The sequence below is a fragment of the Peiella sedimenti genome, assembly GCF_030504955.1.
In the GTDB taxonomy this organism is placed as follows: Bacteria; Pseudomonadota; Alphaproteobacteria; order Caulobacterales; family Caulobacteraceae; genus Brevundimonas; species Brevundimonas sedimenti.
In genome coordinates, this window is record NZ_JAUKTR010000003.1 from 44,307 (window position 1) to 59,695 (window position 15,389).

At 68.8% G+C, this 15,389-nt stretch carries 16 protein-coding genes; 6 read left to right on the forward strand and 10 right to left on the reverse strand.

What is annotated here, in order from left to right; translation table 11 throughout:
- Positions 1–1,740 (forward strand): AmpG family muropeptide MFS transporter, encoded by a 1,740-nt coding sequence (locus Q0812_RS07540; protein ID WP_302109713.1) that lies wholly within the window; start codon positions 1–3, stop codon positions 1,738–1,740.
- Here Q0812_RS07540 and Q0812_RS07545 read toward each other — a convergent pair.
- The 8 genes from Q0812_RS07545 to mutM all read right to left on the reverse strand — a co-directional run bounded on the left by Q0812_RS07545 (position 1,713) and on the right by mutM (position 9,259).
- Positions 1,713–3,983 (reverse strand): NADP-dependent malic enzyme, encoded by a 2,271-nt coding sequence (locus tag Q0812_RS07545; RefSeq protein WP_302109714.1) that lies wholly within the window; start codon positions 3,981–3,983, stop codon positions 1,713–1,715. The two genes, Q0812_RS07540 and Q0812_RS07545, sit on opposite strands and share 28 nt — an antisense overlap.
- A gap of 96 nt (positions 3,984–4,079) precedes the next feature.
- Positions 4,080–5,552: a chromosomal replication initiator protein DnaA gene (gene dnaA, locus Q0812_RS07550; protein ID WP_302109715.1), complete on the reverse strand. Its 1,473-nt coding sequence runs from the start codon at positions 5,550–5,552 to the stop codon at positions 4,080–4,082.
- A gap of 469 nt (positions 5,553–6,021) precedes the next feature.
- A complete protein-coding gene (rpsT, locus tag Q0812_RS07555) occupies positions 6,022–6,291 on the reverse strand; it encodes a 30S ribosomal protein S20 (protein ID WP_302109716.1) in 270 nt (89 codons plus the stop codon).
- 187 nt (positions 6,292–6,478) lie between these two features.
- On the reverse strand, positions 6,479–7,279 hold the full coding sequence (locus tag Q0812_RS07560; protein ID WP_302109717.1) for an enoyl-CoA hydratase-related protein: 801 nt from the start codon (positions 7,277–7,279) through the stop codon (positions 6,479–6,481).
- A gap of 87 nt (positions 7,280–7,366) precedes the next feature.
- Entirely contained in the window at positions 7,367–7,582 is a 216-nt protein-coding gene (locus Q0812_RS07565) for a helix-turn-helix transcriptional regulator (protein WP_302109718.1), read from the reverse strand.
- A complete protein-coding gene (locus Q0812_RS07570) occupies positions 7,582–8,082 on the reverse strand; it encodes a hypothetical protein (RefSeq protein ID WP_302109719.1) in 501 nt (166 codons plus the stop codon). The genes Q0812_RS07565 and Q0812_RS07570 overlap by 1 nt, the downstream gene beginning before the upstream one ends.
- 73 nt (positions 8,083–8,155) lie before the next feature.
- The gene (locus Q0812_RS07575) at positions 8,156–8,332 is read right to left on the reverse strand and encodes a hypothetical protein (RefSeq protein ID WP_302109720.1); all 177 of its coding nucleotides are present in this window, start codon (positions 8,330–8,332) and stop codon (positions 8,156–8,158) included.
- A 66-nt stretch (positions 8,333–8,398) separates the two neighbouring features.
- Complete coding sequence (mutM, locus tag Q0812_RS07580; protein WP_302109721.1) at positions 8,399–9,259, reverse strand: bifunctional DNA-formamidopyrimidine glycosylase/DNA-(apurinic or apyrimidinic site) lyase; 861 nt, start codon at positions 9,257–9,259, stop codon at positions 8,399–8,401.
- Positions 9,260–9,384: 125 nt separating this feature from the next.
- On the opposite strand from mutM, the gene Q0812_RS07585 reads away from it, so the two are divergent.
- On the forward strand, positions 9,385–11,439 hold the full coding sequence (locus Q0812_RS07585; protein WP_302109722.1) for an OPT family oligopeptide transporter: 2,055 nt from the start codon (positions 9,385–9,387) through the stop codon (positions 11,437–11,439).
- A 19-nt stretch (positions 11,440–11,458) separates the two neighbouring features.
- Here Q0812_RS07585 and Q0812_RS07590 read toward each other — a convergent pair whose 3' ends face one another.
- Positions 11,459–12,247: a metallophosphoesterase family protein gene (locus Q0812_RS07590; protein WP_302109723.1), complete on the reverse strand. Its 789-nt coding sequence runs from the start codon at positions 12,245–12,247 to the stop codon at positions 11,459–11,461.
- 12 nt (positions 12,248–12,259) lie between these two features.
- Complete coding sequence (locus Q0812_RS07595) at positions 12,260–13,180, reverse strand: diacylglycerol/lipid kinase family protein (RefSeq protein ID WP_302109724.1); 921 nt, start codon at positions 13,178–13,180, stop codon at positions 12,260–12,262.
- Positions 13,181–13,273: 93 nt separating this feature from the next.
- Here Q0812_RS07595 and Q0812_RS07600 point away from each other — a divergent pair, with 93 nt between their 5' ends.
- Genes Q0812_RS07600 through Q0812_RS07615 form a run of 4 tightly spaced genes read left to right on the forward strand, consistent with a single transcriptional unit; the run spans position 13,274 to position 15,365 of the window.
- A complete protein-coding gene (locus Q0812_RS07600; RefSeq protein ID WP_302109725.1) occupies positions 13,274–13,837 on the forward strand; it encodes a NifU family protein in 564 nt (187 codons plus the stop codon).
- Positions 13,838–13,849: 12 nt separating this feature from the next.
- A complete protein-coding gene (tsaB, locus tag Q0812_RS07605) occupies positions 13,850–14,479 on the forward strand; it encodes a tRNA (adenosine(37)-N6)-threonylcarbamoyltransferase complex dimerization subunit type 1 TsaB (protein WP_302109726.1) in 630 nt (209 codons plus the stop codon).
- Positions 14,476–14,913: a GNAT family N-acetyltransferase gene (locus tag Q0812_RS07610; protein ID WP_302109727.1), complete on the forward strand. Its 438-nt coding sequence runs from the start codon at positions 14,476–14,478 to the stop codon at positions 14,911–14,913. Before tsaB ends, Q0812_RS07610 begins: the two co-directional genes overlap by 4 nt.
- A 32-nt stretch (positions 14,914–14,945) precedes the next feature.
- Positions 14,946–15,365 carry a Fur family transcriptional regulator gene (locus Q0812_RS07615; RefSeq protein WP_302109728.1) on the forward strand — a complete coding sequence of 140 codons (420 nt, stop codon included), beginning with the start codon at positions 14,946–14,948 and terminating at the stop codon, positions 15,363–15,365.
- Positions 15,366–15,389 lie beyond the last annotated feature (24 nt).

Below are 15,389 nucleotides of genomic sequence, written 5' to 3' on the forward strand. Positions count from 1 at the left end.
ATGTCCGAATCCGCTGGCGAGGCCCGCATGGGCTGGTGGGACTCCCTCCGCGTTTACGGTGAGCGCCGCAGTCTGGTCATGCTGATCCTGGGCTTCGCTTCGGGCCTGCCCAACCTGCTCATATTCGACACGTTGACCGCCTGGCTGAGAGACGCCGGCGTGACCCTGGAGGTCATCGCCTTCTTCGGCCTGGCCACCCTGACCTATGCGCTGAAGTTCGTATGGGCGCCCCTGCTGGACCGCACCGCCATACCGGGTCTGACCAAGTGGCTGGGGCACCGCCGCTCGTGGATGCTCGCGACCCAGCTCCTGATTATTCTCGGACTCTGGCTGATCTCGGGGGCCAATCCCCAATCGGGGCTCGTGCCCATCGCCGTCTTCGCGGTGATCGTGGGCTTCTTCGGCGCCACCCAAGACATCGCCATCGACGCGTGGCGCATCGAGGTCTCCGACGACGAGAGACAAGGCGCCATGGCGGCCGCCTATCAGCTCGGCTATCGCGTCGCCATGATCGTGGCCGGCGCCGTTCCGTTGGTCCTGGCCGAGCTCTACAATTGGAACCTCTCCTACGCGGTCATGGCCGCCCTGATGGGGTTGGGCGTCGTGGGCGTCCTCATGGCGCCGCGCGAGAAACAGCATGTGATCCGCCCGATCCCGGTGGGCGACGTGCCGTCGCGACCGGCCCTTGAAGTGGTCGAGTGGATCGTGCGGCTGATCCTTATCGCCGTGGCCGCGATCGTTATCGGCTCGGGTCTCACAGACTCAGCCGACGCCCTGCTCTGGGCGTTCGGCGGCCTTCTCGGCGAAGGAGGCCGAGCGGCGGCGACGGCCGGCTTCGAAAGCGGCGACGTGACCGGGGTTCTGATTCAGTTCGCCTTCGTGATCGGCGGCTTCGCGCTTCTGGCCGCCGCCTGCTGGCCGTTGCCTGGCGTCCGCACCCGGCCCGGCGCCTATCTCGCCGGCTCCTTCGGAGCCCCGCTGAAGGACTTCTTTGTCCGCTTCGGCCAGTTGGCGCTGCCGATCCTGGCGCTCATCTGCCTTTACCGGTTGGCGGATTTCGTCCTCAACATCATGAACCCCTTCTACCAGGACCTGGGGTTCTCCAAGATCGAGATCGCCGAGGTGAGAAAGGTTTTCGGGGTCGTCGCCACCTCGGTCGGCATCTTCGTGGGCGGCTGGATGGTGGCGCGCCTGGGCCTCATCCGGGCGATGGTCATCGGCGCCTTCATGAGCCCGCTGTCCAACCTCATCTTCGCCTGGCTGGCGACCAGAGGTCATGACCTGTCGGCGCTGTTCGTGGCCATTGGCGTGGACAACGTGGCGACCGGAATCGCGGGCACAGCGCTGATCGCCTACATGTCCAGTCTCACCTCCATTGGGTTTACCGCGACGCAGTACGCCCTGTTCACGTCGCTCTACGCCCTGCCTGGCAAGATCATCGCCACCCAGTCGGGCCGCATCATCGAGAGCTCGGCCCGCGCCGCCGATGAGGGCGGAGTGCTGGCGCCGCTGAAGGGGCTGTTCAACGGTCTGCCGCAGGGGTCCCTGACCCAGGGCGCGGCCACAAGCGGCGTCACGCCCCAGGGGCTGGGCGCCGGCTATTTCACCTTCTTCCTCTATTCGACCGTGATCGGCGTCTTCGCCATTCTGCTGGCCTTCTACGTGGCCAGACGCCAGCCCGCCGTGCAGGCCCTGGCGGCGAAGAGCGAAGATCAGACCTCGCCCGCGCCGCCGTCGTAGGCCGCGAAGGTGGCGGCGGTCAGGATGCGGCTGACCGAGGCGCCCAGCGGCACGATCTGGACCGACTTCTCCAGCCCGATCAGCAGCGGGCCGATCACGGCGGCGCCGCCCACGGCCTGGACCAGGCGGGTGGAGATCGAGGCCGAGTGCACCGCCGGCATGACCAGCACGTTGGCGTCGGCGGTCAGCCGGCTGAAGGGATAGGCGGAGCGGGCCTCTTCGTTCAGCGCCAGATCCGGCGGCATCTCGCCCTCGAACTCGAAGTCGACGCCCTCGTCCTCCAGCAGGCCCACGGCCTCGCGCACCCGCTCGCCCCGTTCGCCCTGGGGGTTGCCAAAGGTGGAGTAGGACATGAAGGCCACGCGCGGCGTGATGCCCAGGGTGCGCACCGTCTGCGCCGCCTGGATGGCGATATCGGCCAGCTGCCGCGCCGTGGGGAACTCGGTGATGGCCGTGTCGGCCACGAACAGGGTGCGTCCCCTGGCCAGCACCACCGACAGGCCTGTCACGCGGCCGTTGGCGTCGATGACCCGGCGCACGTCGGCCAGCGCCTGGTCGAAGGCGCGTGTGACGCCGGTCACCATGGCGTCGGCGTGGCCCAGGGCCACCATGGCGGCGGCGAAGCTGTTGCGGTCGACGTTGATCAGACGCTGCACGTCGCGGCGAAGGAAGCCCTTCCGCTGCAAACGGCGGTACAGATAGTCGACGTACTCGGCGTTGCGGTCGGACAGGCGGGCGTTGATGATCTCAATGCCCAGCTCGTCAAAGGGCAGGCCCGCCTCGGCGGCGTTCTTTTCGATGAGGTGTTCGCGTCCGCACAGGATGGGCGTGCCCAGTCCCTGCTGCTTGAAGGCCCAGGCGGCGCGGATGACGGAGGTCTCCTCGCCCTCGGCGAAGACCACCCGCTTGTTCGGCCGGGCGCGCACGGCGGCCGAGACCTTCTGCATCAGGGCGGCCGAGGGGTCGAGACGTCGCCGCAGCGTCTCGCGATAGGCGTCCATGTCCTCGATGGGCCGGCGGGCCACGCCGGTGTCCATGGCGGCCTGGGCCACGAAGGGCGGGATGTACCAGATGAGCCGAGGATCGAAGGGCGTGGGGATGATGTAGTCGCGCCCGAACTTCAGCCTGCGCCCCCGGTAGGCGGCGGCCACCTCGTCCGGCACGTCCTCGCGCGCCAGCTGGGCCAGGGCGCGGGCCGCCGCGATCTTCATCTCGTGGTTCACGCGCCGGGCGCGCACGTCCAGGGCGCCGCGGAAGATGTAGGGAAAGCCCAGGACGTTGTTGACCTGGTTGGCGTAGTCCGAGCGCCCGGTGGCGATGATGGCGTCGGAGCGGACCTCCTCGATCTCCTCGGGCGTGATCTCAGGGTCCGGATTGGCCATGGCGAAGATGATCGGATTGGGCGCCATGGAGGCGACCATCTCCTGGGTGATGGCGCCCTTGGCCGACAGGCCGATGACCACGTCGGCGCCGACCATGGCCTCGGCCAGGGTGCGGTGGGGCGTGTCGGTGGCGTGGGCGCCCTTCCACTGGTCGACGTTGGGCCGGCCCTTCCAGACCACGCCGTCGCGGTCGACAATGACCGTGTTCTCGTGGCGCACGCCCATGGCCTTCATCAGCCCGATGGAGGACAGGCCCGCCGCCCCGGCGCCGGAAAGGACGACCTTCAGGTCCTCCAGCTTCTTGCCCGCGATCTCGGCGGCGTTGATGAGGCCCGCGGCGGAGATGATGGCGGTGCCGTGCTGGTCGTCATGGAAGACGGGGATGTCGAGCAGGTCCTGCAGCCGGCTCTCGATCTCGAAGCACTCGGGGGACTTGATGTCCTCCAGATTGATGCCGCCCCAGGTGGCGCCGATGTTCTTGACCACGGTGACGAACTCGTCCGGGTCGGTGGCCTGGACCTCCACGTCGATGGAGTCCACGTCGGCGAAGCGCTTGAACAGAACCGCCTTGCCTTCCATCACCGGCTTGGAGGCCATGGGCCCCAGGTTGCCCAGCCCCAGGATCGCCGTCCCGTTCGAGATGACCGCGACCGTATTGCCCTTGGACGTGTAGTCGTAGGCCAGGTCGATATCGCGAGCGATCTCCAGCACTGGAACCGCCACGCCCGGCGAATAGGCCAGGCTGAGGTCGCGCTGGGTGGCCATGGGCTTGGTCGGCGCCACGGCAATCTTGCCCGGCTGGGGCAGCCGGTGGAAATCGAGCGCTTCCTGGTCGGTGAAGGTGGGCTTGTCCTGCTGCATGGCGGCCTTTGCTGAGGGCGTGGAAGCGGCCGCACCCTAGCGGCGCGGTCCCCGCCCCTCAACTCAGACTGACAGCCATGTGATCCCTTGAGGAGATCAGCCGCGCAGCTTGCGCACCAGGGCTTCCACATCCTTGGCGATCTGGGCGTCGGCGGTGATCAGCTTTTCGATCTGGCGCACGCCGTGAAGCACGGTCGTATGGTCCCGCCCGCCGAAGCGGCGGCCGATGTCCGGATAGCTGCGCGTCGTGTGGTGCTTGCACAGATACATGGCCACCTGGCGCGGGCGGGCGATGGAGCGGGTGCGCCGCTCGCTCAGCAGATCCAGCTGCTTCAGGCCGTAGTATTCGGCGGTGGTCTTCTGAATCTCGTCGACCGTGATGCGGCGCTCGGGCCCGGTGCGCAGGGTGGCGGCCAGAAGGGCCTGCACCTCATCCACCGACAGGCTGGACAGGCGGCGTCCGGCCACGGCGGCCAGGGTGTTCAGCGCGCCCTCCAGCTCGCGGATGGAGCCGGGCGTGCGGTCGATCATGTGGGCCAGCACCGCCTCGGACGCCTTGCCGTCCACCAGACCCAGCCCCGCCAGGGCTTCCAGCTTGCGCTCGGCCACGGCCATCTTGAGGGTGCGGTCGGCGGGCTCCACCGGGCAGGTCAGGCCGGCGGCCAGATGGCTGCGCAGGCGAGGCTCCACCTCGGACAGGGCCGTGGGCGGCCGGTCGCCCGACAGCACCACGCGGCGGCCGTCCTCGAGCAGGGCCGTCAGGGTGTGGAACAGCTCCTCCTGGGTGGAGGTCTTGCCGCCGATGAAATGGACGTCGTCGATCAGCAGCAGGTCGGCGCTGCGCAGGCTGTCCTTGAAGGCGGCGGTCTGGCGGTCCTGGACCGCCTTGACGAAGGTGGCCAGGAAGCGCTCGGCGGTCAGATAGACCACCTTGGCGTCGGGCTTCAGGCGCTGAGCCTCCCAGGCGATGGCGTTCAGCAGGTGCGTCTTGCCGTAGCCGTAGGGGCCGCAGAAGAAGATCGGGTTGAAATAGCCCTCGGTCCAGCCGGCGACCTGGCGGGCGACGGCGAGGGCGAACTCGTTGCCCTGGCCGGGCACGAAGGTGTCGAAGGTCAGCCGGTCCTGCAGGCCCGCGGCGCGCGCGGCGCGGGGGCCGTCTGTGACGGGGGCGACGGTCGGCTGCGGCGTCTGAACCGGGGCGGGCGAGGCGACCGTAGCGGACACGGGGCGGCCAGCCTCCAGCGGCGGCGGGGCGGGGTTCTCGGCCTCGTACTCGGCCCGGCACTTGGCGTCGAGGCGGCGGCGCAGGCCGTCCTGGGCGGCCCACAGTTCGTTGATGCGGCGCAGGGCGTGGCGGCGGATCCAGTCGCGGGCGTAGGCGGTGGGGGTCACCACGTGAACCTGGCCGGCGGCGTTCTGGCGCACGCCGGAAGGGGCGATGTAGGAGCTGAAGGGGCCATCGCCCAGCTCCTCGCGAAGGATGCGCGCGACCCCGCTCCAGATCTGGTCGGGGCTCGCGCCGTTGGCCTGACCCACATCCCCGCGTTCCAAGCGCCCCGCCGCCGTCATGCTCGCCGTCCCCTTCCCAGACGGCGCGCCCGTAAGCCCGCCGCCATCCATCACCAGTTCCCAGCGGCCGGACTGAGCGAAGGGCAGACCTCTCCCGATCACGGAACCAGCAGGTTTCCGCGGCGGGCGACGCCCCTTTCGATCACAGACTCCTTCCGCCGGCGTCCGGGGGGTTCGCCCCCCTGATCGCCCCCTCGATCCGATGCCGGACGAGGTGCGTTAGTCCCCCAACGTTAGCGTCGGCGAAGGGAGCGTCAACGATGATTCGCAAGCCCCCATGCGGATATTCCTGTTGACTCTCCCAACCCCTTTTCGGGCCTTGAGGAATCCCCTGAAAAAAGTTTTGAGCTCGCCTTTTTGGCGAAGCTTCACTTATCCGCACACGACGAAACGCCGAAGGAGCGGATGCCACTTCGGCGTTGTTTAAGCTTAGCTTTTTCGAAATCCGGCGTGTGACGGCCGGATGAAATCAGGCCGCCGCGACCTTCTTCAGGCGGGCCGCCAGGCGCGACACCTTGCGCGCGCCGGTGTTCTTGTGAACGACGCCCTTGGACACCGCGCGCATCAGTTCGGACTGGGCGGTGACGAAGGCTTCCTTGGCCGCGTCGGCGTCGCCGGAGGCGGCCGCTTCTTCGAACTTGCGCAGGTAAGTGCGGACGCGCGTACGACGCGCCTTGTTCACTTCAGTGCGGCGTTCGATCTTGCGGATCGCCTTCTTGGCGCCGGGGTTGTTGGCCATGGACCGGTCTCTGCCTTCAAAACGAATGCGCCGCGGACCCCTGCCCACGGCGATGAAATCTCAAGAGCGCGGGCCTATAGCGGAAAGGCCTGGGGCGGTCAACGCGCTCGAGGAGGCAATAGGGGTCAGGCAATAGGCAATAGCTCAAGGGCTTCGAGGGTCGCGCCTAACGCCTAATGCCTCATGCCTACTTCCCCCTGAACTCCGGCTTCCGCTTCTCGACGAAGGCGGCCATGCCCTCCTTCTGGTCCTCGAAGGCGAAGAGGGAGTGGAACAGGCGGCGTTCGAACTGGACGCCCTGGGTCAGGGTCGTCTCCAGGGCGGCGTTGACCATCTCCTTGTTGGCCATGACGGCCAGCGGGCTCTGGGCGGCGATCCTGGCGGCGATCTTGCGCGCCTCGTCCATCAGCTGGTCGTGGGGGAAGACCCGCGACGCCAGGCCGGCGCGCTCCGCTTCAGCCGCGTCCATCATCCGGGCGGTCAGGACCATGTCCATGGCCTTGGATTTGCCCACCAGCCGCGTCAGGCGCTGGGAGCCGCCGATGCCCGGCGCCACGCCCAGGTTGATCTCGGGCTGGCCGAACTTCGCCTTCTCTGACGCGACGATGAAGTCGCACAGCATGGCCAGCTCGCACCCGCCGCCCAGGGCGAAGCCGTTCACCGCCGCAATGATCGGCTTTCTGAACCGGGTGATGCGGTCATGGCCCAGCGAGAAGAAGTTGGCCTTGTACATCTGGGCGTAGGTCTGGTCGGCCATCTCCTTGATGTCCGCGCCCGCCGCGAAGGCCTTGTCGCCCGAGCCGGTCAGGATCAGGCAGCGCACCGCGTCGTCGTCCTCGACCGCGTCCAGGAAGTGGGCCAGATCCTTGAACAGGGCTGAGTTCAGCGCGTTCAGCGCTTCCGGCCGGTTCAGGGTCACCACGGCATAGCCGTCGGCGTGTCGCTCGATCAGCAGGTTCTCGTATGCGTCCTTGGGGGCATCGGTCATGGCGCGGCTCCTTGACGGGTCTTCAGGCCGGGCCGTGATCGGCCATGGCGGCCGTGTCGTAAAGCCCGGCGGCCCAATTTCCGGTCCTTACCCCTTCCACTGGAACACCTCGCCGATCTCGACGCCGAAGACCTGGGCGATGCGGAAGGCCGCCTCCAGGCTCGGCGAATAGCGGTTCTGCTCCATGGCCGCGATGGTCTGACGCGTCATGCCGATGGCCTCGGCCAGCTGCTGCTGGGTCATCTCGCCCGCGTGAAAGCGCAGCTCGCGGATGCGGTTTTCGATGGGAGGCGCCTTGCCCATCAGCGGCCGCGCCTCAGCAGGAACAGCTCCATGGAAAAGGCGACCAGCTCGGCCAGGATGACGGCGGCCACCACACCATTGGCGGCCAGCACCAGACTGTTTGAGGTCAAGGTCTGCAAGGCGGGCGTCCCGCCTTCCTGACCCATGGCGCCGGTCAGTCCGCCGGCGGCGAACAGGAAGAAGCCCAGACTGAACAGGAGAATGATCAGGGCGTGGAAGCCCACCGCCTGACTCCTCCAGCGATAGGCGCGCTCGCGCTCGTCGCGCGCCTGCCGCTCGGCCTTGGGCGTCAGGGCGCCGACGATGGAGGTCAGGATGATCTGGGCGATGATGGCGGCGATCAGGGTCTCCACGAAGCGCCCGCCCCAGGCGCCGGCAAAGCCCGGCTCCTCCAGCCCGCCGCCGTTCAGCACGTGGCCCGACAGGTTCAGGAAATAGACGCCCCAGACCAGGACGGTGACGAGGACCTCGGCCCAGACCGACTTTTCACGATAGGACACGTCGCGCCTCCAATGTTTGCTATTGGTGACACGATGTAAAAAATAATAGACACGGCGTCAAGCCGGTTTGACGTCACCCGTCTTCGTGGTCCACCAGGTCCAGCCGCGCGGGCGGCGGCGGACGTCTCAGGCGGCGCTTGAGATAGGGGCGGCCGATCGCGTCGGCCCAGGCCAGGCGGCTCAAGTGATAGGCGGCCTGCTTGCGCTGCGCCTCCTCCACGAGGCGGGGATCAACAGGGGCGGGGCGCATGGCTCTCTTCCACAGGGGTCCTGCGAAGGGAACGCCTCAGCCTCAGAAAGGATTCATTGCGGCCGTTCAGGCTCGCTGACACGCCGGACAGTAGAAGGTGGACCGCCCGCCCTGCACGACGCGGCGGATCACGCCCCCATCCTCACGCCCGCAGGCCTCGCCCTCGCGACCATAGGCGTCGAAGCGGTGCTGGAAATAGCCCTGGCCGCCCTCCGCATTGGCGAAATCCTTCAGGGTGGAGCCGCCCGCGGCGATGGCCTCGGTCAGCACGTCGCGGATCGCAGCCGTCAGGGTCTCCAGCCGGGCCGCCGAGACCTTGCCTGCCGGCTTCAGCGGCGAAATCTTCGCCCGCCAAAGGGCTTCGCACACATAGATGTTGCCCAGCCCCGCCACGATGCGCTGGTCCAGCAGGCTGACCTTGATGTTCTGGCGCCGGCCCTCGAACGCGGTCTTGAGGTGGGCGGCCGAAAAGGCGTTGCCGAGAGGCTCGGGGCCCAGGCCCGCGAACCATGGATGGGCCTCAACCCGATCCGTCGGGACCAGCCCCATGAAGCCGAAGCGCCGCGCATCGGCGAAGCCCACCCGCGTGCGGCCGGTCGGCCCCGTGGCGCACAGGCTCATATGTTCGTGCTTCTCGCCGATGGGGGCGGGTTCCTCGAACTCGCCCAGCTGGCGGCCGTCGAGCGTAAAGCGCCCCGTCATGCCCAGATGCGTGACCCAGGTCTCGCCGATCGACAACGGCATGAGCAGGTACTTGGCCCGGCGGTTCACCGCCTCGACCGCCGCTCCGTCCAGCCGGTCGGCGAACCGCTCGGGGAATGGGAATCGCAAGTCCGGCCGGTTCTGGCGCACATGGCTCAGCCGCGCGCCGGCCAGCACCGGTTCAAGACCTCGCCGGACCGTCTCGACCTCGGGAAGCTCGGGCACTCGCCCCTCCTGAAAGTTGGCGGGACAGATGCGACGGAAGGGGCCCGGGTGCAATCCGTACAAGGCCGATTGCCGAGCGCCGATTTCTCAGCTTACCTCCCGCGCCTGGGGAGGGAGAACCCACAATGACAGACGCCGCACCGGCCGCGCCCGCATCGGGCCGCCGCATCGAACTGACCCTGCGCGCCCTTATTCTGGGTTGCCTGCTGGCGGTGGTCTTCACCGCGGCCAATACCTACCTGGGCCTGCGGGTCGGCCTGACCTTCGCCTCCGCGATTCCGGCGGCGGTCATCTCCATGGCGCTGTTGCGGGCGTTCAAGAGCTCGACCATCTGGGAGAATATGACCGTCCAGACCGTGGCCTCGGTGGGCGGCGCCATGAGCTCCATCATCTTTGTGCTGCCGGGCCTGGTCATGATCGGCTGGTGGCGCGACTTCCCCATCTGGGAATCCATCGCCATCTGCATTCTGGGCGGGGTGCTGGGCGTGACCTTCTCCATCCCGCTGCGCCGGGCCCTCGTGGTGGGCGGCGGGCTGCCCTATCCCGAAGGCGTCGCCGCCGCCGAGGTGCTGAAGGTCGGCTCGCGCGGCGCCCACCAGTGCGAAGCCGCCGTGCGCGAGAACAAGATCGGCCTGTGGTTGGTGGTCTGGACGTCGGTGGTCTCGGCCGCCTTCGCCTGGCTGGCGGCGGCGCGCGTATTCGCAGGCGAGGCCGCCCGATTCGTCAAGCTGCCGGCCGCCCTGGGCGGCGGCGCGACGGGCCTGGGCTTTGGCATGCAGTTCGCGCTGCTGGGCGCGGGACACCTGATCGGCCTGACCGTAGGTCTGGCCCAGCTGTTTGGCCTGTTGTGCGCCTGGCTGATCGCCGTGCCGATCCTGACATCGCCCGACACGGTGGCGTGGCTGACGGCCAACGGCCTGCCTTCGGTCGCCGCGACCATGCCCGCAGGTACGCCCGCCGAAGAGCTGGCCACCAATGTCTGGCGCAACGAGGTGCGCTTCATGGGCGCCGGGGTCATCGGCGTGGCGGCCATCTGGACGCTGGTCAAGCTGGCCGGACCCCTGATCGGCGGGCTGACCTCGGCGCTCGCCGCCAACGCCCGACGCAAGGGCGGCCAAGCGCTGGAGATCACTGAGCAAGACATTCCGATCAATCTGGTCGGCGGTCTGTCGGTGCTGGCCCTGGCCGGCATCGCCGCCCTCTTGGCCTGGTTCGCCAACACGTCTCCGGTGCTGGCGGGCTCCAGCCTCATACTGGTTCTAGGCGGCATCCTTTATGTGATCCTGATCGGCTTCGCCGTCGCCGCCGTATGCGGCTACATGGCCGGCCTGATCGGCAGCTCGAACAGCCCGGTCTCGGGCGTGGGCATCCTGGCCATCGTCATTTCGTCGCTGCTGATGCTGGGGGTTATGGCGGTTGCGGGCGTGCCGGCTGATCCGGCCTTCATCGCCTATGCCCTGATCGTCACGGCCATCGTCTTCGCCGTGGCGGTGATCGCCAACGACAACCTGCAGGACCTCAAGACCGGTCAGCTGGTCGCCGCCACTCCCTGGCGTCAGCAGACCGCCCTGATCGTCGGCGTCGCGGCGGGCGCGGTGGTGATCCCCTACGTGCTGAACGCGCTCAACCGCGCCTTCGGTTTCGAAGGCGGTCCCGCGGGCATCGCCGCCGAGCCCCTAGCGGCGCCCCAGGCGACGCTGATCTCGGCGCTCGCCAGAGGGGTGATCGGCGGCGATCTGCGCTGGGATCTGATCGCCGTGGGCGCCGTGATCGGCGTCGCGGTCATCGTGCTGGACGCCGTGCTGAGCGGGGCCACCAAAGGGCGGATCAAGCTGCCGCCGCTGGCGGTGGGCATCGGCTTCTACCTGCCGGCGGCGGTGACCATGACGCTGGTCATCGGCGCGGTCAGCGGCTGGCTGTACGAGAAGGGCATCGCCAAGACTCGCTTCGCCGAGGTGGGCCGCCGAATGGGCGTCCTGATGGCGTCGGGCCTGATCGTCGGCGAGAGCCTGTTTGGGGTATTCAACGCGGCGATTATCGGAGCGACCGAGAATGAGGCGCCCTTCGCGGTCTTCGGCCTGCCCGAGACGTGGCCCGCCATGCTGATCGGGGTGGTCGTGTTCTTCGCGGTGACCGTGCTGATGTACCGCTGGGTGCGCGGCCGCGCGGCCAAGGTCTAGGCCCCGCGCGGGCCAGGCCTCAGCGCCTGATCCGCTCCAGGTGCCAGGTGCGCTGCGGCTCGAAGTGGGAGCCGGTCCAGCCCATGGCGGTGACCTCGATCCCGGTCTCGTCCCACTCGATGCAGTTGTAGCCGACGGGCGCGCCGCGCTCGCGTAAGGAAAGCGTGCCGCAGCCCACGGCGTAGGAGCAGTGCTCGCCCATCTTCACCGGCAGGGCGAAGGGCACGTGGACGTGACCGCTCATGATCAGATCGACGCCGGCCTCGGCGAAAATCTGGGCCGCCTCGCGCCCCCGCTTGACCTCGCCGGTCATGGGCGCGCCGATCATCTCGATCAGGGGGTGGTGACAGGCCAGCACGCGCAGCACGCCGGCCGGCGCCGTGCGCAGGGCCGCCGCCGCCCGGCGAGTCTGATCCAGGTCGATGACGCCCTTGGACCAGTTCAGCCGAGCCTGCCAACCGCGGGCCGTGGCCACGCCTCGGACCATGAGCTTGTCCGAAAGGTATTGGTGGTCGTGGGCCGGGTGGCCCACCATCTCCTCGAACCGCCGCCAGGGATGCAAGATGCGCGCGACGGGGTCCCAGTAGGGCACGTCGTGATTGCCGATGATGACGAACACCGGCTCGGGCATGGCGTTGATCCATTCGGCCGCCGCGGCGAACTCACGGCGATAACCCTGCTGGGTGATGTCGCCCGAAATCAGCACCAGGTCCGGCGGGTTCTCGTGCGCCAGGCGCATGGCTTCGTCCACGGCGGGGCGGTTCTCGACGCCGAAGTGGATGTCCGAATAGTGCAGGATACGACCCATGACGCCCAAGGCTTACACGGAATCGGCGGCGGCTTCAGGCTTGGGCGCCAGGGCGCGGAAGGCGCGAGGCACGAACTTCACCTGAAGTTCCGAACCCAGGTGCATGGTCTCGCCGTCGATGATGGCCGGGATGGGCCGTCGCGCCATGGCCCTGGCGCGGGTGATGGTGCGGGTCTTGACCGACGGGTCGTGACGCCAGTCCGAAAAGGCCGCCGTGGCCGCCAGATGGAAGACCTCGCGCGCGCCCGCAGGGTCCAGCAGGGCCGCCTCCAGCCCGACCGGGCGATCCAGCGCCTTTGAGATCATGGGGCTGAGCAGCACCAGGGCTTCGCCGCGCCGGAACGGATCGTTCTCCAGCTGAAAACGGGCGCGGTGGGAGAAGGCCCGCCGCATGGCGCGCCGTCCGTAGAGCCAGGCCAGGCGCAGCTTGCCCGTGCGCACCGCCTCACGCGCCGGCGCCCACAGGGCGGGCGATCCCAGGATGGCGGCCACATAGAAGGCCTCGCCGTTGATCTCGCCCCCGGCGACGGTGTGTTCGACGCCTTCGGTCAGGGCGCTTTCCAGGGCCTGGCGCCAGTCGGTCGTGCCGTACAGGGCGCGCGGCAGCATGTTCATGGTGCCGCCCGGCAGGGGGGCGATGGCCGGGCCGTCCGGCCCCGCGCGCGCCGCCACGGTGCGGGCCGTGCCGTCGCCGGCCAGCACCACGATCAGGTCCGGCTCGGCCGAGAAGGCGTCGTCCAGCGTCGGGCCCATGCGCTCGGGGTCCAGCTCGGCGATGCGGAAGTCACAGGCGTAGCCCTGCATCAGGGCCTCGGCCTCGAGCGCGGCCTTGGCCCCCACGCTGCCCGAGCGGGGGTTGATGACGATCTCGATGCGCTTCAGCGGGAAGTGCGGGGTCAACCCGCGGGCCGGGGCGGCAGGCGTCTCGGTCACGGGGGGCTCCATCAACGCGGCAACGCTTGGGCAGGGGCGCGGTTCCGGCCCGAAGCCTTGCGCGGGAGCCCTCGCGGGCGCATGTGACGGCCCATGTTCATCCAGACCGAGCAGACTCCAAATCCCGACGCCGTCAAGTTTCTCCCGGGACGAGACGTCTCGCCAGGCGGTCCCCACGACTTCACCAGCGTGGAGGAGGCGGCGCGATCGCCCTTGGCCGCCGCCCTGTTCGAGATCGACGGCGTCGTCGGCGTGTTCCTGGGCGAGGACTTCATCGCGGTGACGCGCGGCGGTCCGCTTGGCTGGGAACAGCTGAGGGCACCGGTGCTGTCGGCCATCATGGACCACTACCTGTCGGGCCGCCCGGCGGTGCTGGGCGAGGGCGAGAGCCTGCCGGAGGGGCCGGTCTATGAGGGCGAGGCGGGCCAGATCGTCGAGGAGATCCGCCAACTGCTGGACACGCGCATCCGCCCGGCGGTGGCGCAGGACGGGGGCGACGTGCTGTTCGACCACTTCGACATGGAGACCGGCGTGCTGACGCTGAAGATGCGCGGCGCCTGCGCCGGCTGCCCGTCTTCGACGGCGACGCTGAAAGCCGGCATCGAGACCATGATGAAGACCTACGTGCCCGAGATCAGCTCGGTCGAAGCGGCCTAGGGGCTCTCGCACGTGAAGCTGCTGGCCATCGACACGGCGCTGTCGGCCTGTACGGCGGTGGTGCTGGCGGATGGGCGCCTGGCCGCCGTCCGCACCGAGGAAATGGCGCGCGGTCACCAGGAGCGGCTGGCGCCGCTTGTCCAAGAGGTCATGGCCGAGTGGGGTGAGGGCTTCACGCAGCTGGACCGGATCGGCGTGACCCTGGGGCCGGGCTCGTTCACCGGCCTGCGCGTAGGGCTGGCCTTCGCCAAAGGGTTGGCCCTGGCGCTGGACAGGCCGCTGGTCGGCGTCGGCACGTTGGAGGCCCTGGCGGCCACGGCCGGCTTCGAAGGACGGCTGGCGACGGTGCTGCCTTCGCGCGACGGCGCGGCCATTCAAGGGTTCGACGGAGAGGCGCCGCCGCTGGGCCCGCCGCGCTGGGCGAACTGGGACGAGGCCGAAGCCCTGTGCCGCGACTGGCGGATCGAACATCTGGCGGGTGAAGCGCCGGGGGGCTTCGCCGGGCTGCCGTTTCAGCCGGTCCGCGCGCCAGATCCCGAAGCCCTGGCGCGGCTGGTGGCCCGAACCCATCCCGGCGGAGTGACGCCCATCTATCTGCGCCCGCCGGACGCCAAGCTCCCTCAAGCCAAGGCGCGGCCGTGACGCCTCAGCGCGCCCGAGCGGCTGACGCGGCCCAGCTGGCGGTCATCCACGCCGAGAGCTTTCCCGATCGGCCCTGGGACGCAGCCTATCTTGAGCGCTTGCTGGGCGAGCCCGGCGTCTCGGCCTGGCGCTCGGGCGAGGCGGGCTTTCTGATCATCCGCGAAGCGGCGGGCGAGGCCGAAATCCTGACCCTCGCGGTTCGCACCGCCGCACGCCGCCAGGGCCTGGCGCGCGGTCTTATCCGTACGGCGCTGGAGGAAATCGGCGCGGAACGCCTGTTCCTGGAGGTGGCCGACGACAACGCCGCGGCCCTGGCTCTCTATGCCGGACTGGGCTTTGAGAAGGTGGGCTTTCGCCCCCGCTATTACCCGCGCGCTGACGCCGCCGCGGCGGACGCGCACATTCTGGCGCTGGATGTGACGCGAACGGCTTAACAGCCGCGCCTGACCGGCCTAGTTTGCGGCCCATGGACCGGATCGAGAAACTCTGCGTCGAGCGCGGCATGCGCATGACCGACCAGCGCCGCACCATCGCACGCGTCCTCTCGGGCGCGACGGACCACCCGGACGTGGAAGAGTTGTACCGCCGCGCCTCGGCCGTCGATCCGAATATCTCGATCGCCACCGTCTATCGCACGGTGCGCCTGTTCGAAGAGGCCGGCGTCGTGGAGCGTCACGACTTCGGCGACGGCCGCAGCCGCTATGAAGAGGCGGGCGACGAGCATCATGATCACCTGATCGACGCCCGCTCGGGCAAGGTCGTGGAGTTCTATGACGCCGAGATCGAGGCGCTGCAGACCAAGATCGCCGAGCGCCTGGGCTACCGTCTGATCGGCCACAAGCTGGAGCTTTACGCCGTGCCCCTGGACGAGGCGGAGAAGGGCTGACGCCCCGGCGTCGCAACGCCGCCT

Excerpts from the sequence above, each read along its gene's own strand:
- Q0812_RS07600 (WP_302109725.1), top strand. The coding sequence starts at position 13,274 with ATGTTCATCCAGACCGAGCAGACTCCAAATCCCGACGCCGTCAAGTTT.
- Q0812_RS07545 (WP_302109714.1), bottom strand. The coding sequence starts at position 3,983 with ATGCAGCAGGACAAGCCCACCTTCACCGACCAGGAAGCGCTCGATTTC.
- Q0812_RS07615 (WP_302109728.1), top strand. The coding sequence starts at position 14,946 with ATGGACCGGATCGAGAAACTCTGCGTCGAGCGCGGCATGCGCATGACC.
- Q0812_RS07575 (WP_302109720.1), bottom strand. The coding sequence starts at position 8,332 with ATGCGCCCCGCCCCTGTTGATCCCCGCCTCGTGGAGGAGGCGCAGCGC.
- Q0812_RS07565 (WP_302109718.1), bottom strand. The coding sequence starts at position 7,582 with ATGGGCAAGGCGCCTCCCATCGAAAACCGCATCCGCGAGCTGCGCTTT.
- dnaA (WP_302109715.1), bottom strand. The coding sequence starts at position 5,552 with ATGACGGCGGCGGGGCGCTTGGAACGCGGGGATGTGGGTCAGGCCAAC.
- Q0812_RS07540 (WP_302109713.1), top strand. The coding sequence starts at position 1 with ATGTCCGAATCCGCTGGCGAGGCCCGCATGGGCTGGTGGGACTCCCTC.
- rpsT (WP_302109716.1), bottom strand. The coding sequence starts at position 6,291 with ATGGCCAACAACCCCGGCGCCAAGAAGGCGATCCGCAAGATCGAACGC.
- Q0812_RS07590 (WP_302109723.1), bottom strand. The coding sequence starts at position 12,247 with ATGGGTCGTATCCTGCACTATTCGGACATCCACTTCGGCGTCGAGAAC.
- Q0812_RS07560 (WP_302109717.1), bottom strand. The coding sequence starts at position 7,279 with ATGACCGATGCCCCCAAGGACGCATACGAGAACCTGCTGATCGAGCGA.
- Q0812_RS07585 (WP_302109722.1), top strand. The coding sequence starts at position 9,385 with ATGACAGACGCCGCACCGGCCGCGCCCGCATCGGGCCGCCGCATCGAA.